The organism is Sphingobacterium yanglingense (assembly GCF_004363245.1).
In the GTDB taxonomy this organism is placed as follows: Bacteria; Bacteroidota; Bacteroidia; order Sphingobacteriales; family Sphingobacteriaceae; genus Sphingobacterium; species Sphingobacterium yanglingense.
In genome coordinates this window covers 14,071-36,031 of sequence record NZ_SNYV01000020.1, presented here as the reverse complement: position 1 = coordinate 36,031, position 21,961 = coordinate 14,071, and the positions used below count along the sequence as shown (strand labels likewise).

28 protein-coding genes are annotated in these 21,961 nt (G+C 38.1%); 20 read left to right on the top strand and 8 right to left on the bottom strand.

Features of this window, described 5'->3' with window-relative positions:
* The first annotated feature begins 9 nt into the window (after nt 1-9).
* From CLV99_RS22480 to CLV99_RS22425, 12 genes are all read left to right on the top strand, one after another.
* Entirely contained in the window at nt 10-885 is an 876-nt protein-coding gene (locus tag CLV99_RS22480; protein WP_133586776.1) for a YicC/YloC family endoribonuclease, read from the top strand.
* Nucleotides 886-888: 3 nt separating this feature from the next.
* Entirely contained in the window at nt 889-1,458 is a 570-nt protein-coding gene (gene gmk, locus CLV99_RS22475) for a guanylate kinase (protein WP_133586775.1), read from the top strand.
* A complete protein-coding gene (nadD, locus tag CLV99_RS22470; RefSeq protein ID WP_133586774.1) occupies nt 1,458-2,039 on the top strand; it encodes a nicotinate (nicotinamide) nucleotide adenylyltransferase in 582 nt (193 codons plus the stop codon). The genes gmk and nadD overlap by 1 nt, the downstream gene beginning before the upstream one ends.
* Before the next feature lie 155 nt (nt 2,040-2,194).
* The gene (locus tag CLV99_RS22465) at nt 2,195-2,953 is read left to right on the top strand and encodes a hypothetical protein (protein ID WP_133586773.1); all 759 of its coding nucleotides are present in this window, start codon (nt 2,195-2,197) and stop codon (nt 2,951-2,953) included.
* Between the two features lie 32 nt (nt 2,954-2,985).
* Nucleotides 2,986-3,798: a formylglycine-generating enzyme family protein gene (locus CLV99_RS22460; RefSeq protein ID WP_133586772.1), complete on the top strand. Its 813-nt coding sequence runs from the start codon at nt 2,986-2,988 to the stop codon at nt 3,796-3,798.
* 21 nt (nt 3,799-3,819) lie between these two features.
* Entirely contained in the window at nt 3,820-4,602 is a 783-nt protein-coding gene (gene surE / locus CLV99_RS22455; RefSeq protein ID WP_133586771.1) for a 5'/3'-nucleotidase SurE, read from the top strand.
* Entirely contained in the window at nt 4,603-4,863 is a 261-nt protein-coding gene (locus CLV99_RS22450; RefSeq protein ID WP_133586770.1) for a hypothetical protein, read from the top strand. It begins immediately after the preceding gene.
* 15 nt (nt 4,864-4,878) lie between these two features.
* Nucleotides 4,879-5,766, top strand: a complete 888-nt coding sequence (locus CLV99_RS22445) for a 1,4-dihydroxy-6-naphthoate synthase (RefSeq protein ID WP_133586769.1) — start codon at nt 4,879-4,881, stop codon at nt 5,764-5,766.
* 133 nt (nt 5,767-5,899) lie between these two features.
* Entirely contained in the window at nt 5,900-9,193 is a 3,294-nt protein-coding gene (gene secA, locus CLV99_RS22440; protein ID WP_133586768.1) for a preprotein translocase subunit SecA, read from the top strand.
* A gap of 11 nt (nt 9,194-9,204) precedes the next feature.
* Nucleotides 9,205-9,660 carry an SPOR domain-containing protein gene (locus CLV99_RS22435; RefSeq protein ID WP_133586767.1) on the top strand — a complete coding sequence of 152 codons (456 nt, stop codon included), beginning with the start codon at nt 9,205-9,207 and terminating at the stop codon, nt 9,658-9,660.
* Nucleotides 9,661-9,673: 13 nt separating this feature from the next.
* Entirely contained in the window at nt 9,674-10,864 is a 1,191-nt protein-coding gene (locus tag CLV99_RS22430; protein WP_133586766.1) for a M20 metallopeptidase family protein, read from the top strand.
* Between the two features lie 19 nt (nt 10,865-10,883).
* A complete protein-coding gene (locus CLV99_RS22425; protein WP_133586765.1) occupies nt 10,884-11,447 on the top strand; it encodes a thiamine diphosphokinase in 564 nt (187 codons plus the stop codon).
* Here CLV99_RS22425 and CLV99_RS22420 read toward each other — a convergent pair.
* Nucleotides 11,444-12,739: a M20/M25/M40 family metallo-hydrolase gene (locus CLV99_RS22420; RefSeq protein ID WP_133586764.1), complete on the bottom strand. Its 1,296-nt coding sequence runs from the start codon at nt 12,737-12,739 to the stop codon at nt 11,444-11,446. The genes CLV99_RS22425 and CLV99_RS22420 overlap by 4 nt on opposite strands.
* A gap of 220 nt (nt 12,740-12,959) precedes the next feature.
* On the opposite strand from CLV99_RS22420, the gene CLV99_RS22415 reads away from it, so the two are divergent.
* The 4 genes from CLV99_RS22415 to CLV99_RS22400 all read left to right on the top strand — a co-directional run bounded on the left by CLV99_RS22415 (nt 12,960) and on the right by CLV99_RS22400 (nt 15,438).
* Nucleotides 12,960-13,274 carry a rhodanese-like domain-containing protein gene (locus tag CLV99_RS22415; protein WP_133586763.1) on the top strand — a complete coding sequence of 105 codons (315 nt, stop codon included), beginning with the start codon at nt 12,960-12,962 and terminating at the stop codon, nt 13,272-13,274.
* Nucleotides 13,275-13,460: 186 nt separating this feature from the next.
* Nucleotides 13,461-14,879: a Glu/Leu/Phe/Val family dehydrogenase gene (locus CLV99_RS22410; protein ID WP_133586762.1), complete on the top strand. Its 1,419-nt coding sequence runs from the start codon at nt 13,461-13,463 to the stop codon at nt 14,877-14,879.
* A 29-nt stretch (nt 14,880-14,908) separates the two neighbouring features.
* Nucleotides 14,909-15,211, top strand: coding sequence for a hypothetical protein (locus tag CLV99_RS22405; RefSeq protein WP_133586761.1), 303 nt, complete (start codon nt 14,909-14,911; stop codon nt 15,209-15,211).
* Nucleotides 15,208-15,438, top strand: coding sequence for a DUF6358 family protein (locus CLV99_RS22400; protein ID WP_021069564.1), 231 nt, complete (start codon nt 15,208-15,210; stop codon nt 15,436-15,438). The genes CLV99_RS22405 and CLV99_RS22400 overlap by 4 nt, the downstream gene beginning before the upstream one ends.
* Before the next feature lie 49 nt (nt 15,439-15,487).
* On the opposite strand, the gene gcvT is transcribed toward CLV99_RS22400, so the two are convergent.
* The 5 genes from gcvT to CLV99_RS22375 all read right to left on the bottom strand — a co-directional run bounded on the left by gcvT (nt 15,488) and on the right by CLV99_RS22375 (nt 19,092).
* Complete coding sequence (gcvT, locus tag CLV99_RS22395) at nt 15,488-16,567, bottom strand: glycine cleavage system aminomethyltransferase GcvT (RefSeq protein ID WP_133586760.1); 1,080 nt, start codon at nt 16,565-16,567, stop codon at nt 15,488-15,490.
* Between the two features lie 166 nt (nt 16,568-16,733).
* Entirely contained in the window at nt 16,734-17,429 is a 696-nt protein-coding gene (locus tag CLV99_RS22390; protein WP_133586759.1) for a pseudouridine synthase, read from the bottom strand.
* A 4-nt stretch (nt 17,430-17,433) separates the two neighbouring features.
* Nucleotides 17,434-17,802, bottom strand: coding sequence for a hypothetical protein (locus CLV99_RS22385; RefSeq protein ID WP_133586758.1), 369 nt, complete (start codon nt 17,800-17,802; stop codon nt 17,434-17,436).
* 74 nt (nt 17,803-17,876) lie between these two features.
* Nucleotides 17,877-18,365 (bottom strand): DUF4112 domain-containing protein, encoded by a 489-nt coding sequence (locus CLV99_RS22380; RefSeq protein WP_133586757.1) that lies wholly within the window; start codon nt 18,363-18,365, stop codon nt 17,877-17,879.
* 7 nt (nt 18,366-18,372) lie between these two features.
* Nucleotides 18,373-19,092, bottom strand: coding sequence for an SIMPL domain-containing protein (locus CLV99_RS22375; RefSeq protein WP_133586756.1), 720 nt, complete (start codon nt 19,090-19,092; stop codon nt 18,373-18,375).
* A 132-nt stretch (nt 19,093-19,224) separates the two neighbouring features.
* Between CLV99_RS22375 and CLV99_RS22370 the strand changes: the two genes are divergently transcribed.
* A complete protein-coding gene (locus CLV99_RS22370) occupies nt 19,225-19,416 on the top strand; it encodes a cold-shock protein (protein WP_133586755.1) in 192 nt (63 codons plus the stop codon).
* A gap of 80 nt (nt 19,417-19,496) precedes the next feature.
* Here CLV99_RS22370 and CLV99_RS22365 read toward each other — a convergent pair whose 3' ends face one another.
* Together CLV99_RS22365 and recO are read right to left on the bottom strand one after the other, a co-directional pair.
* Nucleotides 19,497-19,967, bottom strand: a complete 471-nt coding sequence (locus CLV99_RS22365) for a DUF805 domain-containing protein (protein WP_133586754.1) — start codon at nt 19,965-19,967, stop codon at nt 19,497-19,499.
* Between the two features lie 98 nt (nt 19,968-20,065).
* Complete coding sequence (gene recO / locus CLV99_RS22360) at nt 20,066-20,788, bottom strand: DNA repair protein RecO (protein WP_133586753.1); 723 nt, start codon at nt 20,786-20,788, stop codon at nt 20,066-20,068.
* A gap of 341 nt (nt 20,789-21,129) precedes the next feature.
* Between recO and rpmB the strand changes: the two genes are divergently transcribed.
* The 3 genes from rpmB (at nt 21,130) to CLV99_RS22345 (ending at nt 21,830) form a co-directional block, all read left to right on the top strand.
* Nucleotides 21,130-21,363, top strand: a complete 234-nt coding sequence (gene rpmB / locus CLV99_RS22355; protein WP_021069554.1) for a 50S ribosomal protein L28 — start codon at nt 21,130-21,132, stop codon at nt 21,361-21,363.
* A 74-nt stretch (nt 21,364-21,437) separates the two neighbouring features.
* Complete coding sequence (rpmG, locus tag CLV99_RS22350) at nt 21,438-21,620, top strand: 50S ribosomal protein L33 (protein WP_002998409.1); 183 nt, start codon at nt 21,438-21,440, stop codon at nt 21,618-21,620.
* Between the two features lie 48 nt (nt 21,621-21,668).
* On the top strand, nt 21,669-21,830 hold the full coding sequence (locus CLV99_RS22345) for a DUF4295 domain-containing protein (protein ID WP_133586752.1): 162 nt from the start codon (nt 21,669-21,671) through the stop codon (nt 21,828-21,830).
* Nucleotides 21,831-21,961: the final 131 nt, after the last annotated feature.

Sequence of the window (21,961 nt, the reverse complement as noted above, 5' to 3'; positions counted from 1 at the left end):
CCTTTGCATATGATAAAATCAATGACAGGATATGGTGTAGGTTCGCATGAGAATGCGAAGGTTAAATATACCGTGGAAATAAAATCACTTAATTCAAAATTTCTAGAGTTAGGAATACGTTTGCCTAAGGCTGTTTCGGACAAGGAGCTTACGCTTCGTGGAGAATGTAGTAAACTGATAGAACGAGGAAAAGTGAACGTTTTGATTTCATCAGAATACGCTGACCAAACAGCGAAAGCATCTTCTATAAACCGCGAACTGCTGAAGAAGTATTATAATCAACTTAAAGATATCGCTGCACAGCTCGGAGAAGATCAAACGGGGTTATTTAACCTAGCGTTGTCAATGCCTGAAGTGATTGCGAACAATGAAGACGAAGTGGATGAAGAAGAGGGTAAAGTATTATTGAATGCTTTCTATCAAGCTGTAGAATCATTCACTGGGTTTAGAATGGATGAAGGGAAGGTTCTGAAAAATGATTTGGAGAAGCGCGTAGAGTTGATTCTTGATTATTTAGGACAGGTAGAAGCTGTCGAAGGTGATCGGATTCCATTGATTAGAGAGCGCTTAAGCCAGTATATGGACGAAGCTGTGGGAAAAGAGAATATCGATAAAAATAGATTTGAGCAAGAGATAATTTTTTATATCGACAAACTTGATATCACTGAAGAAAAAGTTCGTTTAAGAAGTCACTGTAACTATTTTTTGGAGGCGCTTAATGCCGCGGATTCTAACGGTAAAAAACTAGGGTTTATTTCTCAGGAAATGGGGAGAGAGATAAATACGCTAGGATCGAAGGCTAATAATGCGAACATTCAGCAAATTGTAGTTCGTATGAAAGAGGAGCTTGAGAAAATCAAGGAACAACTACTAAATGTATTGTAAGTTATGAATAAAAAATTGATAATCTTCTCTGCTCCTTCTGGAGCGGGAAAAACAACGATAGTAAGACATCTGTTAAGTAAATATAGTGACAAATTGGAGTTTTCTATATCGGCGAGCACCAGAGAGCCAAGAGGAAGCGAAGAACACGGTAAAGACTATTATTTCATTTCTAAAGAGGAGTTTCTACATAAGGTAGCAAAGCAAGAATTTATAGAATTTGAAGAGGTTTATTCTGGGACTTATTACGGAACACTGAGGTCCGAATTGGATCGTATATGGTCTCTAGGAAAGAGTGTTATTTTTGATATTGACGTAGTCGGTGGATTAAGATTGAAATCTAAGTTTCCAGAGGAAGCGTTAGCGATTTTTGTAAACCCACCATCGCTAGAAGTGTTACAAGAACGACTTTCTGGACGTGGTACAGATTCAGAAGAGAAACTGAAGGAGCGCTTTGCAAAAGCGGAATTGGAGTTGAGTTACGCGGATAAATTTGACGTGATATTAAATAACTTCGATCTGGATGTAGCATGTCAAGATGCGGAAAAAATAGTATTGGATTTTCTGGATAAATAATGGCAGGCAATAAGATTGGACTTTTCTTCGGATCTTTTAACCCGATACATATAGGACATCTGATTATTGCAAACTATATGGCGCAATATACAGACCTAGCTGAGGTATGGTTTGTTGTGTCACCTCAGAATCCTTTTAAGGACAAAAAAAGTCTGGGCAATATGTATGATCGCTTAGAGATGGTGAACCTCGCTATTGAAGGAGCAGAAAAGCTGAAGGCATGTGACATTGAATTTGGACTTCCACAGCCTTCTTACACGATAAATACGCTGACCTACATGAGGGAACGGTATCCGAGTAAGGAGTTTGTGTTGATTATGGGAGAAGATAATCTAATGGGGTTACACAAATGGAAGAATGCAGATATCCTGTTAAGAGACTTTCAGATTTTTGTCTATCCAAGGCCAAAATATGAGGCTGGGGAATGGTTGAATCACCCAGCTGTGACAATGACAGATACACCTCAGATGGAGTTGTCATCTACTTTTGTAAGAAGCGCTATCAAGGGCAGAAAGGATGTTAAGTTTTTTGTCCCCGATCGTGTTTTAGAATTTATAGATAAGAAGGGCCTGTATCTCTAGTGTTATCAGGCGCATTTGTTTCGATCTATGGTGAATATACTTCCGCTATAGACCTCGGCTTAATCCACATATTCCTTTGTGGAAAATAAGAAGAAATCATTAATTTTATTTTCGGAAAAAACTTTCGACAAGTAGGTCACTTGTTTACTATTGCTATGAGATATTTAATAACAGTTTTGATCAGTATAAGTGCAGTAGCGATTTCTTATGCACAAGATGATTTGGCGCTTTATGAACCCACAAAGGCGGATTATGACTATTGGGAATACCGAAGGAAGATGACGGTTCCGCCCTACGGTCTTGATAAAGTGAAGGGCTTGATCAAGAAAATCGAAATCAAGTCTGATGATAACGATGATATGGGACTCTCGGCCCTATCTACAGCTGATTTTAAATCGTTGACTCTACGCGAAAAATTTACATATACGATGGTTCATCCAGAAGTATATTCGCAGAATTGTGATATACGGATTATGTTGCCCAATGAAGAACAAAAGGTATTTGGCTATTTGCTTTCTACATTAAACGAACAGGCCTGGAGCCAGCGACAGCTAGTTTTCTTGCGCGAGAATAGAGACTCTGTAATGTTCTATATAGAGGAGTCTACTTTACGAAGCAAGCGGATGGGCGTGAATTACAAGGATGTGATCGACGAAATTAATGGATGGGAAATGATTCCCTTTATCATTACTTATTTTGAAAGTAATAAGAAAGATAAAGATGCATTGACTTTGCTTCTTTTGCTGATGAAAAAAGGGGAATATGAAGAGTTTCTAAAGTCTACTTCATATCGGAAGTTATATGGGCAATCCTATAATTATGAGACATATATTGACTATAATAAGGCAAATGAAGCATTGATTTTAGAACGTGCGATGGGCTACTTTAAAGAAAAAAGCGACGTTGGAAAATAATTTCGATAGGAATAATAAATAGCGTGAATCAGATGCAAAATAGTGTTCTTTTTCTGTTCTTTATAGCTTTTACTATTTCTTCTTTTGCACAGGATATGAATTTTGTTCGAATAAAAGAAGGAACGTATACTGTTGGGGAAAAGGGAGCTGTCCTTAATCCGAAACGAACTGTTTTTATCAAAGAGTTTAGTATCGCTACAACAGAGTTGACTAATGCCGATTTTCTACTATTCGTAGAAGCTACAGGGTATAGGACCACTGCTGAAAGATACTGTAATGCGCAGGTTTTTGAACCAGGCTTGGAGGAGTTTAGGTGGATACAAGACAGTACCGCATATTGGCGTTTCCCAAATGGTGTATCCCGAGGTGGTATAGCAGATAAGATGGACCACCCGGTCACATGTATTTCTTATCGGGACGCTATTGCATATTGTAAATGGGCAGCGGTACGATTGCCAACCTTTGAAGAATGGGAAGTTGCAGCGAAAGCGGGTTCCACGGGAAAATATTTTGCAGGAGCTTCCGAGGAAGAGATAGTGGATTATGCAAATATCTGGCATAAAAAAGACCATCTTAAGCCCGATTTTTCGGATGGTTATATGTATACAGCACCTGTAAAAAGCTTTAAGGCCAACCCATGGGGACTATATGATGTGTTAGGAAATGTCTTCGAGTTTTGCGAAGGACGACTCCCGCAGGACAAAGAACGTAAAGTAGCTCATGCCCGAGGTGGATCTTGGTGGTGTAATAGGACGAGTTGTGCCGCGTTCAATACTGTTTTTATAGGTTCTGTAGCCCCAATGGCTTCTTTTAGTAATCTCGGATTCCGTGTGGTACGGGATTAGATTATTTACTAACTTAGCAGTATGACAAAGAAGAAACCTACTATACTCGTTGTGAATGATGATGGTATAACAGCCCCAGGAATAAAGGTCTTGTTGGAGGAAATGAAAAAGTTGGGACGGGTGATTGTTGTAGCTCCAGATGGGCCTCAGTCGGGAATGGGGCATGCAATAACTATTGGAAAGCCATTGAGGTTGGATAAAATAGAGCTATATGAGGGAGTCGAGATGTATAAGTGTTCTGGTACACCTGTGGATTGTGTCAAACTTGCAGTAAACCGAATTTTTAAAGGAGAGAAACCCGATCTATGTGTGTCAGGAGTAAATCATGGTTTAAACTATTCGATTAATGTTTTATATTCTGGCACAATGTCAGCCGCTGTAGAAGGGGCTATTGAAGCAATACCCTCTATTGGTTTTTCATTGGATGATTTTTCACATGGTGCTGACTTTTCACACTGTAGGCCTTATATCTCGGCCATAGCAGAGCAAGTGTTAACAAATGGATTACCTAAAGGCACGCTCTTGAATGTTAATTTTCCGCATATAGATAAGGAGATAAAAGGAATTAAAATATGCAGGCAGGCCAACGGTCATTGGATAGAAGAGTTTGAGCATAGGTTGGATCCTTATAATAGGGAATACTTTTGGTTGACGGGACAGTTTGAGTGGAGTGATAGAGGAGAAGATACAGACGTATTTGCTTTAAAAAACGGTTACGTTTCTATAGTGCCTACGCAATATGATATGACTGCACATCATACAATTCAAGAATTAAATTCTTGGGCATTTAATTTCAAAAGCTAAATGAAAGATTCTTTTTGGGCTGGAGGAGCAATAGGTACCCTCGCTCCTATTTTAGCCTACGTACTATCTAACTATACCAGCATACAGGCGAGCTATTTTTCGGATAAACCTATTGCATTATATGTGATTGCAGCTCTTATTAACCTGATTATTGTTCGCTTCACTTATCGTGCAGGAAAAGAATCACTTGCTAAAGGAATTGTTTTTGTAACTTTTATAGCGATGTTGGTTTTGGTAATTACTGTCAAAATAAAGGTATAACACTATTTTAAAATAATGAAATTAAGTTTAGGTTATTCTCCATGTCCCAATGACACCTATATATTTGATGCCTTGATACATCAAAAGATTGATACATATGGGCTGGAGTTTGAGGTCGAATATCATGATGTTGAGACGCTGAACCAAAAGGCTTTCAAGAAGGAATTAGCTATTACAAAGCTGAGTTATCATGCCTTTGCTTATGCTGTCGAGGACTATGAGTTGTTGGATGCAGGTAGTGCTCTAGGCTTTGGTGTAGGCCCCTTGCTTATTACCAAAAATAAGGAGTTAGCTGAAGAACTAATGGAGTATGTAGGTCAGGACCTACCGGATAAGTTTAGGGATCTGGCGATAGCTATACCGGGTAAATATACAACGGCAAACTTTTTGTTGGGCTTGGCTTTTCCCCAATTGCAAAATAAGCAAGAGTTGGTTTTTTCTGATATTGAAGAAGCGGTAATGGATGGTAGAGTTGATTTGGGATTGATTATTCACGAAAATAGGTTTACTTATCAGGAGAAGGGGTTACATAAGGTTGTGGATCTTGGCGACTACTGGGAGAAGACAACCAATAGTCCTATCCCCTTGGGCGGTATTGTGATTCGCCGGGATTTGCCATTAGACGTTAAAGAGAAGATTAACCGTTTGGTACGTCACAGTGTCGAATTTGCATTTGCCAATCCCAAGTCCGGAATTGAATATATACGCAGTCACGCTCAAGAGATGGAGGAAACGGTGATGTATAAGCATATAGAACTGTATGTGAATTCCTATTCAATTGATTTGGGAGGTATTGGTAGAGCGGCTATAGCTACTATGTTTGAACGTGCTGAGGCTCTTCAATTGATCCCTGAGATTAAAAAAAACATCTTTTTAATAGAAAGAGACGGGGGATTTGGCTAGATATAAAAAAAATACATTGTAAGAGTGAAAGTTATCGTTTCGAATAAGTAAATTTGCCCGGTTAGTGCCAAAATGTCCTATGTTTTGTCTTTGGATTCAATTTTGTGCATGTGGACAGAGATAAAAAAAAATTATGTTAAAATTCTTAAGTAAACTATTTGGTAGCAAGTCAGAACGTGATATTAAGGCTATCCAACCTTATGTAAATAAGGTTAAAGATGAATATAGCAAGTTAACCAATTTATCACATGACGAGCTTCGTGCCAAAACAATCGAATTTAAAGCACGTATTCAGGACTATTTAAAGGAAATCGATGCAGAGATTGCCGATTTAAAAAGCAAGTCTGAAAGTACCGAAACAGACATGGCGGCCAAAACGGAAGTTTACGAGAAAATCGATAAATTGAACAAAGACCGAGACAAGAAGCTTGAAGAAATATTGTTAGAAATATTACCAGAAGCTTTTGCGGTTGTAAAAGATACGGCTCGACGCCTTACCGAAAATTCGGTACTGGAAGTTACGGCTTCAGATTTTGATCGGGAATTGGCCGCTCGTAAGGCAAATGTCACTATTCAAGGAGATAAAGCTTTATGGAGCAATTCTTGGATAGCAGCTGGGAATGAGGTTAAATGGAATATGGTACACTATGATGTACAATTGATCGGTGGTATAGTTCTACATCAAGGCAAAATCGCAGAAATGTCGACTGGTGAGGGAAAAACTTTAGTAGGAACATTGCCGACTTATTTGAATGCACTATCTGGTCAAGGTGTACATATTGTAACTGTCAATGATTATCTTGCTAAGCGTGACTCGGAGTGGAATGGTCCTCTTTTCGAGTTCCACGGATTGAGTGTAGATTGTATTGACAAGCACCAGCCAAACTCTCCACAACGTCGCGATGCCTATAAATGTGACATCGTATATGGGACTAACAATGAGTTTGGTTTTGATTATTTGCGTGACAATATGACGCAAACACCAGACGCAATGGTGCAACGTAAATTGCATTTTGCAATGATTGATGAGGTTGACTCGGTATTAATTGATGATGCCCGTACCCCATTGATTATCTCTGGACCAATCCCTATGGGAGACCAGCATGAGTTCTATCAGTTGAAGCCACGGATAGAACGCTTGGTAAATGCACAGAAAGCCTATATCAATACGGTATTTAATGAAGCTAAAAAAGCTATTGCAGCAGGAGATGTAGATCCTGAAGCGGGAGGCTTAGCTTTGTTTCGCTCATTTAGAGGTTTACCGAAGAATAAAGCATTAATCAAGTTCTTGAGTGAAGGAAATCATCGTCAGATTTTGCAGAAAGTAGAAAATTACTACATGCAGGAGCAAAATCGGCACATGCCTAAAGCCGATAAAGAGCTATTCTTTGTTATCGATGAGAAAAATAACCAGGTAGAACTTACTGAAAAAGGTATTGAGCTAATTACGGCTTCTGGAGAAGATCCAAGTTTCTTTATCCTGCCAGATGTGGGATCTGAAATTGCTGATATCGAAAAATCAACAGCTACATTGGAAGAAAAAGCTGCGCGTAAAGAAGAACTATTGCGTGACTATTCTATAAAGGCAGAACGTATTCACTCTATAAATCAGTTATTAAAAGCATATACCTTGTTCGAACGCGATGATCAATATATCGTAGATGAGGGTAAAGTTAAGATTGTAGATGAGCAGACAGGACGTATTATGGATGGTCGTCGTTATTCTGATGGTCTGCACCAAGCAATCGAAGCTAAAGAAAATGTAAAGGTAGAAGATGCAACACAAACTTATGCGACAGTAACGCTGCAAAACTACTTCCGTATGTACCATAAGTTATCGGGTATGACGGGTACAGCTTCTACAGAGGCTGGTGAGCTTTGGGAGATCTATAAGTTGGACGTGGTCGAGATACCGACGAATAAAGGTATACAGAGAGATGATAGACAGGATTTTATCTATCGTACAGCACGTGAGAAATATAATGCGGTAGCTCAAGAAATACAAAACCTAACAGAACAAGGACGCCCAGTGCTGGTCGGTACTACTTCTGTAGAGATTTCGGAGTTATTGAGCCGTATGTTGAAGTTGAGAGGAATTAAGCATAACGTCTTGAATGCGAAATTGCACCAGAGGGAGGCAGAAATTGTTGCTGAAGCTGGACATCCAGGACAGGTAACAATAGCGACCAATATGGCGGGCCGTGGTACGGATATTAAGCTTACAGAAGAGGTTATTAATGCTGGTGGTTTGGCTATTGTGGGTACAGAAAGACATGAATCCCGTCGTGTAGATAGACAGTTGAGAGGTCGTGCGGGACGTCAAGGAGATCCAGGGTCGTCACAGTTTTTCGTTTCATTAGAAGACCCATTAATGCGTTTGTTTGCTTCGGAGCGTATTTCAAACATCATGGTGAAGATGGGCGTTGAAGAGGGTGAGGTAATGCAGCACAGTATGTTGACCAAATCGATTGAACGTGCACAGCGAAAAGTGGAGGAAAATAACTTTGGTATTCGTAAGCGTTTGTTGGAGTATGATGATGTCATGAACTCACAGCGTACGGTAATCTATACTAAGCGTAAAAACGCATTATTTGGAGAGCGTTTGGATGTAGATTTGAATAATGCGATTTATGATGTTGTTGAAGATGTGGTAACCGAATCGAAGGAAGGTGGTTCTTACGAGGAATTCCAAATCGAAATGATTCGTTTGTTTGCGATAGATCCAACAGTAACAAGTCAAGAATTTACGGCTAGTAGTATCGCTACGTTAACAGATAAGTTGTTTGATCAGGTGATTACACACTATGAGAGTAAAGCAAAACATCTAGCAGAACAAACATTGCCGGTATTGACGAATGTGATGGCAGAACGAGGCGATATGATTGAAAATATCGTTGTTCCTTTTACTGATGGCATTCGTGGCATACAAGTTGCAACTAATCTTAAGAAGGCGATCGAGACTGAAGGTGCTGAAGTGTTCCGTTCTTTTGAAAAAGGAATAGTTTTGGCTTTGATTGATGAGGCATGGAAGGAGCACCTTAGGGAGATGGACGACTTAAAGCAGTCTGTGCAAAATGCTGTTTATGAGCAAAAAGATCCAATTATCATTTATAAAATGGAGGCTTTTAACTTGTTCAAGAGCATGTTGGCAAGTATGAATAAAGAGATAGTGAGTTTCCTATTCAAAGGTGAAATCCCAGGGCAGCAACCACAACAGGTACAAGAAGCAAAGCCAATTGTACAGCCAAAGGTCGTAGCAACTAAGGAGGAACTAAGTTCGCCGACAGGGGTATCTGAAGAAGATGTAGATACTAGAACTGCTCAGGTAACGCAGCCAATAAAGAAAGAGCAAACTGTTGGGAGAAATGACGAATGTCCTTGTGGATCAGGATTGAAATACAAGAACTGTCACGGTAAAAACGCTTAAAAAATAATATAATGTTGAGAAAAGGATTGATTTTAGGTTTTGTTCTAGGAGTAATGGTCTTGTCGGCCAAAGCACAGCAAACAGGTGTAGTTGAAGTATCTCGAGATACCTTGATTGCAATTTTGCAAAACTTCAGAGCAGAGCATGAAATCAATCCCACAGCAACGAGGACGGTTAGTCTTGGCCCTAAGGTGGTAGATAAGAGTAAAGCAAGCCGGGTGAAGAGAAAGGGCTTCCGAGTGCAGATATACTCTGGTTCCAACCGGAATGATGCCTATGCTGCCCAAAGCCGTTTTAGAAGCCAATACACAGATATGGATAGTTATATAAACTACGAAGAACCAAACTATAGGGTTAAAGTGGGGGATTTTACTAGCCGAACTGAAGCAAATAATTTTATGCGTGTATTGCGTTCACAATACAGTTCAGTCTTCGTATTCCAAGAAGACATTTGGGTTTGGGAATAGTAATATATACACAATGGCCGATCTTAAGAAGGATATACAGGCATTGGCAAAAGCCTTTTTTTCAGAAACAGTCGATATTCGTCGGCATTTACACCGTAATCCTGAACTTTCATTTGAAGAATTTGAGACGTCCGCTTTTGTAAAGCAACAATTGGATGTGTTAGGAATCCGTTATGAGTCCATGGCAAATACGGGGGTCGTCGCCCTTGTTAAGGGAGATTTGAAGTCGGATAAGATTATTGCATTACGTGCAGATATGGATGCGCTTCCTATTACTGAAGTAGAGGGACGTGAATATGGCTCCGAACGAATAGGTGTCATGCATGCTTGTGGACATGATGTGCACACTTCTTCCCTACTTGGAGTGGCAAAAATATTGCAACATTTAAGACCCGTTTTTGGAGGTACTGTAAAACTTATTTTTCAACCTGGAGAAGAAAAGCTACCAGGAGGAGCATCTATAATGATTAAAGAAGGGGTTCTAGAAGATCCTAAGCCTGAGGCCATTTTAGGACAACATGTCATGCCTTTTATTGAGGTTGGAAAGGTTGGGTTTCGAGCTGGACAATATATGGCCTCGACAGATGAACTCTATATGACGATCAAAGGCAAAGGAGGACATGGGGCACACCCGCATCAAAATATAGATCCTATTGCTATCACCGCACAAATCATAACGGCTTTGCAACAAGTCGTAAGTCGATACGCTGACCCTCGTATTCCTACTGTGGTATCTTGGGGAAAGATTATAGGCAGCGGAGCTACGAACATTATCCCAGATGAAGTGGTCGTGGAAGGAACGTTTAGAACTTACGATGAGAAGTGGCGAGGTGAGGCGCATAAAAGAATGGTTCAGATTGCCGAAGGAATTGCCGAGGCAATGGGCGCTCATTGTGAGTTTGAGGTTCGTAAAGGATATCCTTTTTTGACGAACGACCCCGCTTTGACAAATCAATCGCGATCTTTTGCAGAGGAATACCTTGGAAAGGAAAATGTTGTAGAGTTAGAGCTTTGGCCCGCAGGAGAAGATTTCGCTTATTATTCGCAAGAAATACCAGCATGTTTTTACAGACTAGGTACAGGGAATGCTAGTAAAGGAATAACTTCCGCAGTCCATACATCTACCTTCGATATTGATGAGGATGCTTTAGAGCTAAGTATAGGCTTAATGGCTTATATAACTATTCAACAGCTCAAAACATAAAAACGATAATCCGAGATAAATGTCGTCACATCATATTGTCAGAGAGAACCAAGAGCCCGCATTATTAGTACAAGACTTTAAGGCATTAGAAAAGGAGCTGTTAGATCAGTTGTTAGAATGGTCCCCTACCATAATTTCGAATACCTATAGCCTGGATTTTTTTCTTTCGGAGGAAATAAAAGTAGATATTGTTTTTTCGGCTATGTCTATTCCTTATCTACAAGAAGAAACTAGGCTGTTTTCGCTTGAAAGCTCATTTTTCGATACAGCGATATCTTTTTTAATCTCCAAATCCTATCCCGCAGTGAATATTTTGTGCTCAGAGATGGATGATACGATAATAAAATATGCTGAGGATATTAATATGGTTGTTTTTTGCGAAAACAGGAGATATGTTTTTGTGAAAACACATTATGAAAAGTGGAAACCGAAAGGTGAAAAAATATTCGTTGATCCAAGGGTTTTAAAATCTCAGGAAGGATTGCGTCCTATTGGAGGGCAATCCTTTGAGACGGAAATGGATGGTTTCTTTCGTTTGATATTTAATACTGAAACATTCGTTTGTATAGGTGAAGAGGTTTAGTCCTTTAGCTTTTCTACGCGGCGAGGAGTTTGGCTTCCGTTAATGATTCCAGAAGCACCAATAGCAATAGCTTCTATACTCGATTTGATATTATCAATATTTAGCGTGCTTACTTCATCTCTTACGGTATGATAGAATTTGTCTTTGTCAATCTGTGATGTAGAGAAAGTGTGTGCTGGGACACCGAGTGCTGCCAGTACCGCATTGTCACTTCTGTAAAAGAGATTTTGCTGTAGGTAGGGATCTGGGTAGAACCGAAAGTTTGAACCGCTTAGATTATGCTGCATTAGCTGGCCTAAGTCAGACCGGTCATATCCTGTTATATATAATGAATTAGGACCAAATTTGGCATCTTTACCGATCATTTCTATGTTTATCATGGCGATAACACTGTCTGCATTAATATTGTTCGAAAAGTATTTTGATCCGAACATTCCTATTTCTTCTGCTGTAAATGTAACAAAGATTAATGTGCGATCATTATTATTTTGTTCTTTGTAATATTTAGCAAGACTGATAATGGCGGTAGTGCCCGAAGCATCATCATCTGCGCCGTTGGCAATAGAATCTTGTCCTTCGGCATCGATAATACCAATATGGTCGTAGTGTGCTGAAAAAATAACATACTCACCCGGTTTAGACTTGCCAGGGAGGATTGCAGCAACGTTTGACATAGACACCGTTTTTATATTATTTTCGCTGATAATCTCATACTTGTCAGATGCTTTTTTGCTAACTATAAATACTTTCGTGGGAGTGTGGGGTGTTTTTGTGACAAGATCTTCTCGCGAATATATTTTATTGTAGCGAGCTATAAAGGCAGAGAAGCTAGGGTCGACAATTATAATTGCATCTTCATCAGATTGTACATGATTTCTAAAACTCTGGGCAAAATCTTCTCCTTTCTTTATCCTGTATATGGGTATCTGAGAGGATGTTGACCAATGTATTTTTGGAGCATGTCCCAAAATCAGAAAATTATTTGGTTCTTGAACTTTTCCATTCCAGGTTACAGAGCTATTACGTTTTGATACCTGTTGCATCTCAAACCGTTGTCTATAATCGTTTTCCGTGTAGGGAGTGAGACCAACGGCTTTAAATTCTTTTGCTATAAAATCAGCCGCTCGCTCCGCGTCTTCTGTTAAAGCGTGTCGACCTCTCATATCATCGGATGCCAGTACGTTTAAAATTCTTTCTATGTCGCTGCGATCTACAATTTTGTGCGAAGAGTTTTGGCAAAAAGCAGTGCCCGTAAACACGAATAGTAAAGGGATGAAGAAGAGCTTTTTCATTATTTTGATTTTGTTCAATATAGCGTACAATTTAATAAATAGGATTGATATAATTTTTTTTATGATGGATTCGTGAATCCCATGCATTTTATCTAAGTTTGATTGTAATAAAAGTAAAAGAGGAAGTGTCTGTTTTGCAGAACTTTTAAGTAGTGAGCGAGAAATCGAGGTGTTACTTTTAATCAATCAACAAGGTAATAAAAAGTTAAAATTTACACATATGAAAGAGGTTACAGTTCAGGAGTTAAAATCAATGATAGATCAAAACGAAGAGTTTCAATTGATTGATGTTCGTGAGACATTTGAATATGAAGTGTCTAATTTGAATGGTATTAATATTCCTTTAGGTGGGATTTTGATTGAATCCGATAAAGTAGCTAAAGATATACCTGTGATCATACAGTGTCGTTCGGGAAAGCGTAGTGCCCAAGCAGTAATGTTATTGGAACAGCAAGGGTTCACTAATTTAGCAAATCTTAAAGGAGGAATATTAGCATGGAAAGAGGAGGTTGATCCGGAGATAGACGTGTATTAGAGAATTAAAAAACATAATGTTATCTAAAAAAGGGAGCCTTAGGCTCCCTTTTTTATGAACGGCAAATTCTACGTCTGTATAAAATTAGTTCAACTTTTTAAAATAAATGTGTTGAACTACAGTTAGTTTGCTCTGTTTTTCATAAATTTATATGATATCTGAATGTTTAACTAACTAGTGAAACTTATGTCAACAAGTAATACTTATAGCTTTTTTAGTGGAGTAGAACGTAGCTTTGATAAAGCGGCAAAATTCACACGGTTCTCAAAAGGAATTCTAGAACAGATAAAAGCTTGCAATTCTATTTTGCAGGTTAAATTTCCGGTCCGCATAGGAGACCAAGTCGAGGTTATAGAAGCGTATCGGGTACAGCACTCGCACCATAAATTACCCTGTAAAGGAGGCATCCGTTTTAGCATGGAGGTTAATCAGGATGAGGTAATGGCTTTGGCGGCACTGATGACTTATAAATGTGCGATTGTCAATGTACCGTTTGGAGGAGGTAAAGGTGGTATAAAAATAGACTCTTCTAAATATACTGTTGGAGACCTCGAGCGGATTACTAGGCGGTATACATCGGAATTATGTAAAAAGAACTTTATTGGTCCAGGGATCGATGTTCCTGCTCCAGATTATGGAACTGGAGGAAGGGAGATGAGTTGGATTGTAGATACGTATTCTTCCCTGAATCCGAATGATGTCAACGCAATGGCTTGTGTGACAGGAAAACCGATTTCTCAAGGAGGTGTTCGCGGTCGTGTAGAAGCGACGGGCTTGGGGGTGTTCTTTGGGATACGGGAAGCCTGTTCTATAGAGGAAGATATGGATAAAATAGGATTATCTATTGGAATAAAGGGAAAGAGAATAATTGTGCAGGGGCTTGGAAATGTAGGATATCATGCCGCTAAATTCTGTCAAAATGCAGGAGCTATCATTGTCGGATTGATTGAATATAATGGAGCTATATATAAAGATACGGGTATTGATGTAGATGAGGCACAGGCATATCGGTCACAGACAGGATCTCTATTAAATTTTCCTGGAGCGGTAAATATACCGGATGTAGCTGAGGGGTTGGAACAAGAATGTGATATCTTGATACCTGCAGCTCTAGAAGCGGTAATTCATGGGGGAAATGCAGATAGAATCAAAGCCAAAATAATCGGTGAAGCAGCAAATGGACCGTTGACTCCAGAAGCAGATGTTATACTCAATGGTAAAGGGGTGTTAGTCATTCCGGACATGTATCTCAATGCGGGAGGAGTAACTGTTTCTTATTTCGAATGGTTGAAGAATTTGAGCCATGTTCGGTATGGACGTTTGGAAAAAAGATTCAGCGAAAATCGATATGCTGAAATCATGAATTCGGTTGAAGAGCTCACAAATAAAAAAATGTCGGAAGTGGAACGTAAAATGATTCTGAGAGGACCTGATGAGATTGATTTAGTCCATTCGGGTCTGGAAGATACGATGATGGGATCTTATCAAGAAATCAGAGATGTCTGGAAGAATACTGATGGAGTCGAAGATTTGAGAACTGCAGCATTTATATGTGCTATTAATAAAATTGGCGTGGCCTATGAAGAACTGGGAATCTTTCCGTAGGTAATAGTATTTTTTTGTAATTTCGGAGGATGAAAAATTTATATCACCAGACTAAACAGGCGTTCTATTTTAGTCTGGTTTTTTATGTATTGGCAATTGGTACAGTTTTGTTGAAGATTCCTTTTTCAGTGGTATTGGTCAGTGTATCGTTACTTATATCTATGATTTGGGTACTATTGGTACTTCGGGAGATAATGTTGTCAGTAAATATTAATATGTTGGAACGGGCACTGCTGGCCTTATTTGTTATTTTAACGAATATTTTAGGAGGGATTGTGTATTTTGCGTTTATTAGAGAGCGGGTAATTGGTACAGAAAATAAGAAACGATGAAAAAACATTTTATACTAAACTTATTATTGAATTTAGGCATAATCTTTTTGATAATGAGTGGCGTTGCTGCTTATCAAAGTGGAAATATGCTGATCTTGGGCGCAGCTATCGCTATCTCCGTAGTGCTGATCTATTTGAAGATTGTTCTTTTGAAGCATGTCAAGAGTGATTTGGTTAAAAAGCAACAAGAAAAGAACAGTATGGTTACTAAAAAGAAAAAGGGATAATGTTAATTATCCCTTTTTTGTGAGCTATATCTGCTAATCTACTCGCCAATTACTTTACAAAAGGTGGTTTCTTAATTACAGCTTTTACTTTTTGGTTTCTTATATTGATGTATATCTCCGTACCTTCTTTAGCAAAAGCATTGTTCACATAACCTAATCCTACAGATTTTTTCAATGTAGGCGATTGTGTACCAGAAGTAACTCTACCAACAATATTTCCATCTATGTCTACGATTTCATAATCGTGACGAGGGATTCCGCGATCGATCATTTCAAAACCAACAAGCTTTTTTTGAACTCCTGCCTCTTTTTCAGCTTTTAAGTTTTCGGAGTTTACAAAATCTTTTGTGAATTTGGTAACCCATCCCAATCCTGCTTCTAAAGGCGATGTATTGTCGTCGATATCGTTTCCGTATAAGCAGAAGCCCATTTCTAAACGTAAGGTATCACGAGCACCAAGGCCAATTGGTTTAATTCCATAAGGAGCTCCAGCCGTAAAAATTGCATCCCAAACAGTTTTCACATCTTCATTGGCAACATATATTTCAAAGCCTCCTGCTCCTGTATATCCCGTTGCAGATACGATTACATTGTCGACTCCTGCAAATTTCCCCTTTTGGAAAGTGTAATATTCCATAGAAGCAAGTTCAATATCTGTAAGAGATTGTAGGGCTTCGGCGGCTTTTGGCCCTTGGATAGCAAGTAATGCTGTTTTGTCAGAAATGTCTTTCATATCGACACCAAAAGTATTGAACTTACTTATCCAGTTCCAGTCTTTTTCGATATTGGAAGCATTGACAACTAGAAGATAAGTCTCATCATCCAATTTGTATGTTAGAAAGTCATCGACAATTCCTCCATTCTCGTTTGGAAGATAAGCATATTGTACTTTGCCATCATATAGTTTTGATGCGTCATTGGAGGATACTTTTTGAATCAAATCGAGAGCTTTTTCACCCTTTAAGATGAACTCTCCCATGTGGCTTACGTCAAAGACGCCCACTCCATTGCGTACTGTTTCGTGCTCATCGTTTATACCAGTGTATTGTACAGGCATGTTGAAGCCTGCAAAAGGAACCATCTTTGCACCTAGTGATATATGCAAATCTGTCAAAGCTGTGTTTTTCATTCTTTAGCTATATAAAAATGTTTTATTACAAAAATACTTATAAAGTTGATATTGTGACCTTATATTTTGCAATATTGATAAATTCTGACAGGTATTCCTGTTACTAGAAGCTTCCTGAACAGGGACGCTGTCGTCAAGTTATACAGGTCAGCATGCAGTACGGAGGTTAAACGGTATTACATAGGTTAATATGTAATAAGTCTAATGCTTTTTTAAAGCAGGGGTGGATGTCAGCTTTTATTTCAATTTTATCTCCGGTATGTGGGTGATGAAATGAGAGGCTACTTGCATGTAAGAGCATCGTGTCTATTTCGAACTGCTCTTTCCATAACTTGTTCTGTTTATTACAGCCATGAGGTCTGTCCCCTATGATTGGATGGAATATGTGTGCAAAGTGTCTACGCAATTGATGCATACGTCCGGTTTCAGGGTTGGCCTCAACTAGGGAGTATCTTGAGGTATCGAACTTGCCAAAAGGAATAGGAATCTCCGCTTGAGCTAAACTACGAAAATGTGTTATAGCATTTTGTGAAGTACCGTTTTCTTTTAATAGAGGATAGTCGATACAGCCCTGCCCTGGGCTGAAACCTCTTAAGACAGCTAAGTAACGCTTATCCATTTTGTTCTCAGCAAACAAAGGCTGTGTAAGGCGGTCTGTCTCTTTGTCCAATGTAAAGAGTAGCACCCCTCCTGTCTTACGGTCCAATCGGTGGGCTGGGTAGACAGGTTGGCCAATTTGGTCACGTAACATCTGTAGTGCAAACTCGGATGCATCATTCGCTATAGAAGACCGATGTACAAGTAAACCGTGCGGTTTGTTGATTGCAATTAAGAATTCGTCATGGTATAAGATTTCTAGCATAGCATTACAGATCTTTTAATATTGCAATGATTTCATCCGCTTTTTCATCAATTTTTGGACTGATCCAAATGGTTTTAAAAGCCCCCCCTCCTATTGGAGTTTCCGTATCCTGCCATTTTAATTTTACAACAGAGAAAAGATAGTAGTTTTTGACAATAATACTTCGGTCAATAAAGTCCTGAACGACTTTGTCCCCAAATAGCGTCATACCTAAAAGTACAGCGTCTTTGTCTTTATAATGTAGTTGTTTTTCAAGGATATCTTTTGCCTTGATAGTGAGCGCTTTTTCAAACTGTTCACGTGGAGGGTTGGTGAGTATACTTGCAAATATTAAAGCAAGCATCAATAGTGCAAATATTCTAGTTTTGGACATTAGGCAAAATTAAAATTTATTTAAACAAAGTAACAAATATTGCACGTATAACCTGGGAAGTAATGAGAATATTCTTAGAATATGGTGCCTATAAGGCGAATAAACCACCCTGATAGTAACCATAAGAAATAGAACAGAGCTATACATACGAAAAGTAATATAATAAGTATGCTTACTAGGAGTTTTTTTGCACTGCCTTGGTGTTTTTCCTCAAAGTAGTGTTCGCGAAGGAGAATTATATTCTTCTGATTTGCTTTATGGAAAAAGTCGAACACCTGACCGAAGAATGGAATAGCACCAAAGAATGCGTCGTAAATTACATTGAGTAGCATCTTAACAGCAACTTTGGATCCAACACCATTGCGAAGCATTATTAGAACCAATAAAATGGAGGTGCCAAAGGAAACAATTTGGCCTGCATATGGTATTAAATTTAATAAGGGATCCAGGCCAAACCTGAATCCCCCGATATTAAATTTATTGTCTAAGAGATAGGAAACGCGCTCGACCCAAATGAAGTCTTTTTTGCGTTTTTCTGCCCTGTCATCTTGTTTAGCGAACATAGTCACTCTATTTTATTTCAAATACGCCATCGATATAGCAGGTCAATTTAATAGGACGGATATCAATGTTGAGATCATTTGATTCCGTAGCCCCTGAGACGTCCATGCGGGATGATTTAGCATACATCATTTGAGGAACTGGTGCAAAGTCATTAAAGTTGATACTGCTGTTGTCATTAATAATCAATACACGACCTACAGACTGGCCATCGGCAGCTGCTAGAATTTCTGCATTTTGCCGAGCATCTCTTACAGCTATTGTTTTTAATTCTTTTTCAATCTCTCTTTTTTGGGAGTGATCATAACCATTTATAGAGGTGCTTTGTAAGCCTTGTGGGTCAACTTTGTCTAGCATCGTATTCAGACCATTTAAGTTGGTTACTTTAATACGGTATTGGCGGGATTGTAGTAGTTCGTTATTCTTTTTTTTGTTTTCGTAGTTATAGCTGTAAATGTTTTGAATTGTAATGTCTTCTTTTTTTACTCCGGCAGCGATAGCGCCATCAAATAGCTGTTTTTCTATGAGTTCTATTGTTACTTTTTTCTTGCTGTTGCCATCCATGTAGAATTCTTTCAAACTGACAGAAAGATAGATAATATCGGGAGTAACCTCTTTTTCGGCATATCCTTTGGTCGCGACTTTGCGACTGTTTTCAATGTTCATTGTTTGAGCGTTTACCATAGCTAGAGAGCTAATTAAAAAGAAAAATGTTATTATTTGTTTCATATCATTGTTTTCTAAAATGTTTTATAATTCGATAGACAAAGAAAAAGTGATAATGTTTAATATAGTTTTAAAATAAATGATAAGTTTTTGTTTTTTATCCATTATCTTTAGGAAAATTAACAATTTAATATAATGCAAGAAGGTAAAGTAAAATTCTTTAATGAGACCAAAGGTTTCGGTTTCATTATCCCTGCATCAGGCGAGAGCGAAATTTTTGTTCACGTTTCGGGATTAGTAGACAAAGTTCGTGAAGGTGATGATGTCACTTACGAAGTAGAGCAAGGTCGTAAAGGTCTTAATGCAGTAAATGTAAAAGTTATCTAGTAGATTCTAATATATATTTATTGTGAAAAAGCCCGGAATCCAAAAGATTCCGGGCTTTTTTATTTTAACCAAACGGGGATTTATTGATTGTCGTTTTTAAATGGGTTATTCTGTCCTGAGAAAGGATTATTAAGTTCACGTTGTCCAGCGAATGGGTCCTCATTCTCCCCTCCTTTTGGATCCTCTCCATATTGGTTTTGACCACGGTCTCCTTCTTGAATAAGAAGATATAGAACATAAAATGCGCCAATACATGTTAATACCCAAAGATAGTTCCATCCAGATTTGCCAGAATCATGTAATCGTCTTACAGTTACAGCGAGACCCGGGATGAAAACGGCTAAAGAGTAAATTCCTCCAATGACACCGGTTCCGCCACCATAAGCTGCCATTTCGTTTCCTCCCATTTTTAATCCAAATAAACTGTCAATTAGGCTCAAGACTAGACTGATACCGACATTTATCAAAAAGAACATCCAATATTCTTTGCGTCGAGCACGACCGTTGAAGTTTGCGTAATTGTCTCTTACGACTTTTAAATACCATTCCATAGTTGTAGTTGTTAATGTTGTATTAATTATAGTGTAGTTATTTATGTAACAAAGATATTGATAATTCAAAAATAGATTATTTTTTTTTAACCGGAAATTTAATGGAAAATTTCTTCTAGAATCTCTAGAGAGTTAACTATCCCGAAATTTTCCGTATGCAACCGGTAAAAATTTATAATCTGTTGTAGGATATATATACGGTCATTATGCTTTATCACGATATCAGCACTGTTTTCATAGCTACAACTGAGAATGCTATGAAACAAATTGGTGTGTGGCTCTTGTAATACGTAGGTGTGAGCAGGAAGACTATTAGTAAATCGTCCCTCCATCAAATCAAAAAAAGGTTTTGATTGTGAAGTTGTGCTGGGTAGATATCCTAAGAATCGACTCAATTTCATTAAAAAACAAAGATGAAAATTTTGGATAGAAAGATTTGTTTGGTCCAACCAGAGTATTGATTGATAGACGAAATGAAAAAGATGAGGGTCAGGATGTTGATGTTTTAAAACTTTATATAGAACTTCATTTAGGAATAGTGCTATTGCACCTTTTTTGATATCTAAAGGTACTTGTGCAAGTGCTGGCGCCGGGTGTGCTTCTTTGATTCGCTGTAGGTTGCTCCCTTCTTTTACGTATACAATCATATCTAAAAGATGAAGAGGCTGTAACATATTGATGTGTATTTTGGCTTTTGGCTTTCTTGCACCATTGATCAGATAGGATTGTAAGCCAAGGTTCTCCGTAAATATTTGAGCAACAATACTACTCTCTGAATAATTTGTAGTCTTTAGTGCAATTCCTTTTGTCTTTTGTAGCATATTTTGATTGGATAGACAAGCTTATACAAAGGTGGGATTATAATTCTTAAATAAGAATAGAATGTGAATGAATGCTGCTGTTTTGGGTTCATTTGCAACGTAGCGCACACTTGTTGAAGAATAATAATGTTAATTGTTGAAAACTATTTTTAGAGACAAAGAAGTAGAAAATATTTCAAAAGACTTACCTTTGCGAGTACTCCACGAATAATAGAATATTTTATAAAAATATTTATACCCTTAGTTGTTGTAAATCCCAAAATAAATTTAGATATTTGCAAACTCTTTGCAGAGAGTGCAAAGGTGATTTATGTAAATAGACAACATTAAAAATAAATATCATGTCAAGAATTTGTGACTTAACAGGCAAAACGGCATTAAAGGGAAATAACGTATCTCACTCGAACGTTAAGACCAAGCGTAAGTTTTATCCTAATCTACAAACTAAGCGTTTTTACATTCCTGAAGAAGATCGTTGGATTACGTTGAAAGTATCTACGTCTGCGATTAAAACAATTAACAAAAACGGAATTACTTCGGTTATCAGTAAATTTATCAAAAAAGGATACGTTTAGTAGATAATTGCCTGTTAATTAAAGATATTCATGAAATCGATCCGTCAGCTGAGGGATTAAAATAAAGTAAAACAATGGCTAAAAAAGGAAATAGAGTACAGGTTATTTTAGAGTGTACTGAGCATAAAGAAAGTGGTCTTCCAGGTATGTCACGTTACATCACAACGAAGAACAAAAAGAACACAACAGAGCGTTTGGAATTGAAGAAATTCAATCCTGTATTGAGAAAAGTGACTGTTCATAAAGAAATTAAATAAATCATATTTGGATAGGTTTAAGCTTGATCCAAGTTAAAAAATATAATTATGGCAAAGAAATCGGTAGCATCGTTACAAAAAGGTGGTGGTAAGGAATATACTAAAGTAATCATCACAACTAAATCTGCTAAAACAGGAGCTTATACTTTCAAAGAGAGCATGGTGCACAATGACAACGTTAAAGACGTTCTTGCTGCAGCAAATAAATAAGCAGAAAATATTCCTTTTTTAAAGTTTTTCTTTAAAAAGTTGAAGAGCCGTTTTGGTGCATAAGCCGAAAGGGCTTTTTTAGTATATTTGCTTCCTAAACATAAGAAGAGCATAAAGATGGAAGACCATTG

Excerpts from the sequence above, each read along its gene's own strand:
- CLV99_RS22435 (WP_133586767.1), top strand. The coding sequence starts at position 9,205 with ATGTTGAGAAAAGGATTGATTTTAGGTTTTGTTCTAGGAGTAATGGTC.
- nadD (WP_133586774.1), top strand. The coding sequence starts at position 1,458 with ATGGCAGGCAATAAGATTGGACTTTTCTTCGGATCTTTTAACCCGATA.
- CLV99_RS22370 (WP_133586755.1), top strand. The coding sequence starts at position 19,225 with ATGCAAGAAGGTAAAGTAAAATTCTTTAATGAGACCAAAGGTTTCGGT.
- CLV99_RS22365 (WP_133586754.1), bottom strand. The coding sequence starts at position 19,967 with ATGGAATGGTATTTAAAAGTCGTAAGAGACAATTACGCAAACTTCAAC.
- CLV99_RS22480 (WP_133586776.1), top strand. The coding sequence starts at position 10 with ATGATAAAATCAATGACAGGATATGGTGTAGGTTCGCATGAGAATGCG.
- CLV99_RS22420 (WP_133586764.1), bottom strand. The coding sequence starts at position 12,739 with ATGAAAAAGCTCTTCTTCATCCCTTTACTATTCGTGTTTACGGGCACT.
- rpmB (WP_021069554.1), top strand. The coding sequence starts at position 21,130 with ATGTCAAGAATTTGTGACTTAACAGGCAAAACGGCATTAAAGGGAAAT.
- CLV99_RS22425 (WP_133586765.1), top strand. The coding sequence starts at position 10,884 with ATGTCGTCACATCATATTGTCAGAGAGAACCAAGAGCCCGCATTATTA.
- CLV99_RS22400 (WP_021069564.1), top strand. The coding sequence starts at position 15,208 with ATGAAAAAACATTTTATACTAAACTTATTATTGAATTTAGGCATAATC.
- rpmG (WP_002998409.1), top strand. The coding sequence starts at position 21,438 with ATGGCTAAAAAAGGAAATAGAGTACAGGTTATTTTAGAGTGTACTGAG.
- CLV99_RS22410 (WP_133586762.1), top strand. The coding sequence starts at position 13,461 with ATGTCAACAAGTAATACTTATAGCTTTTTTAGTGGAGTAGAACGTAGC.
- CLV99_RS22450 (WP_133586770.1), top strand. The coding sequence starts at position 4,603 with ATGAAAGATTCTTTTTGGGCTGGAGGAGCAATAGGTACCCTCGCTCCT.
- surE (WP_133586771.1), top strand. The coding sequence starts at position 3,820 with ATGACAAAGAAGAAACCTACTATACTCGTTGTGAATGATGATGGTATA.
- gmk (WP_133586775.1), top strand. The coding sequence starts at position 889 with ATGAATAAAAAATTGATAATCTTCTCTGCTCCTTCTGGAGCGGGAAAA.
- secA (WP_133586768.1), top strand. The coding sequence starts at position 5,900 with ATGTTAAAATTCTTAAGTAAACTATTTGGTAGCAAGTCAGAACGTGAT.
- CLV99_RS22430 (WP_133586766.1), top strand. The coding sequence starts at position 9,674 with ATGGCCGATCTTAAGAAGGATATACAGGCATTGGCAAAAGCCTTTTTT.
- CLV99_RS22415 (WP_133586763.1), top strand. The coding sequence starts at position 12,960 with ATGAAAGAGGTTACAGTTCAGGAGTTAAAATCAATGATAGATCAAAAC.
- CLV99_RS22460 (WP_133586772.1), top strand. The coding sequence starts at position 2,986 with ATGCAAAATAGTGTTCTTTTTCTGTTCTTTATAGCTTTTACTATTTCT.
- gcvT (WP_133586760.1), bottom strand. The coding sequence starts at position 16,567 with ATGAAAAACACAGCTTTGACAGATTTGCATATATCACTAGGTGCAAAG.
- CLV99_RS22380 (WP_133586757.1), bottom strand. The coding sequence starts at position 18,365 with ATGTTCGCTAAACAAGATGACAGGGCAGAAAAACGCAAAAAAGACTTC.
- CLV99_RS22405 (WP_133586761.1), top strand. The coding sequence starts at position 14,909 with ATGAAAAATTTATATCACCAGACTAAACAGGCGTTCTATTTTAGTCTG.
- CLV99_RS22390 (WP_133586759.1), bottom strand. The coding sequence starts at position 17,429 with ATGCTAGAAATCTTATACCATGACGAATTCTTAATTGCAATCAACAAA.
- CLV99_RS22445 (WP_133586769.1), top strand. The coding sequence starts at position 4,879 with ATGAAATTAAGTTTAGGTTATTCTCCATGTCCCAATGACACCTATATA.
- CLV99_RS22375 (WP_133586756.1), bottom strand. The coding sequence starts at position 19,092 with ATGAAACAAATAATAACATTTTTCTTTTTAATTAGCTCTCTAGCTATG.
- CLV99_RS22345 (WP_133586752.1), top strand. The coding sequence starts at position 21,669 with ATGGCAAAGAAATCGGTAGCATCGTTACAAAAAGGTGGTGGTAAGGAA.
- CLV99_RS22385 (WP_133586758.1), bottom strand. The coding sequence starts at position 17,802 with ATGTCCAAAACTAGAATATTTGCACTATTGATGCTTGCTTTAATATTT.
- recO (WP_133586753.1), bottom strand. The coding sequence starts at position 20,788 with ATGCTACAAAAGACAAAAGGAATTGCACTAAAGACTACAAATTATTCA.
- CLV99_RS22465 (WP_133586773.1), top strand. The coding sequence starts at position 2,195 with ATGAGATATTTAATAACAGTTTTGATCAGTATAAGTGCAGTAGCGATT.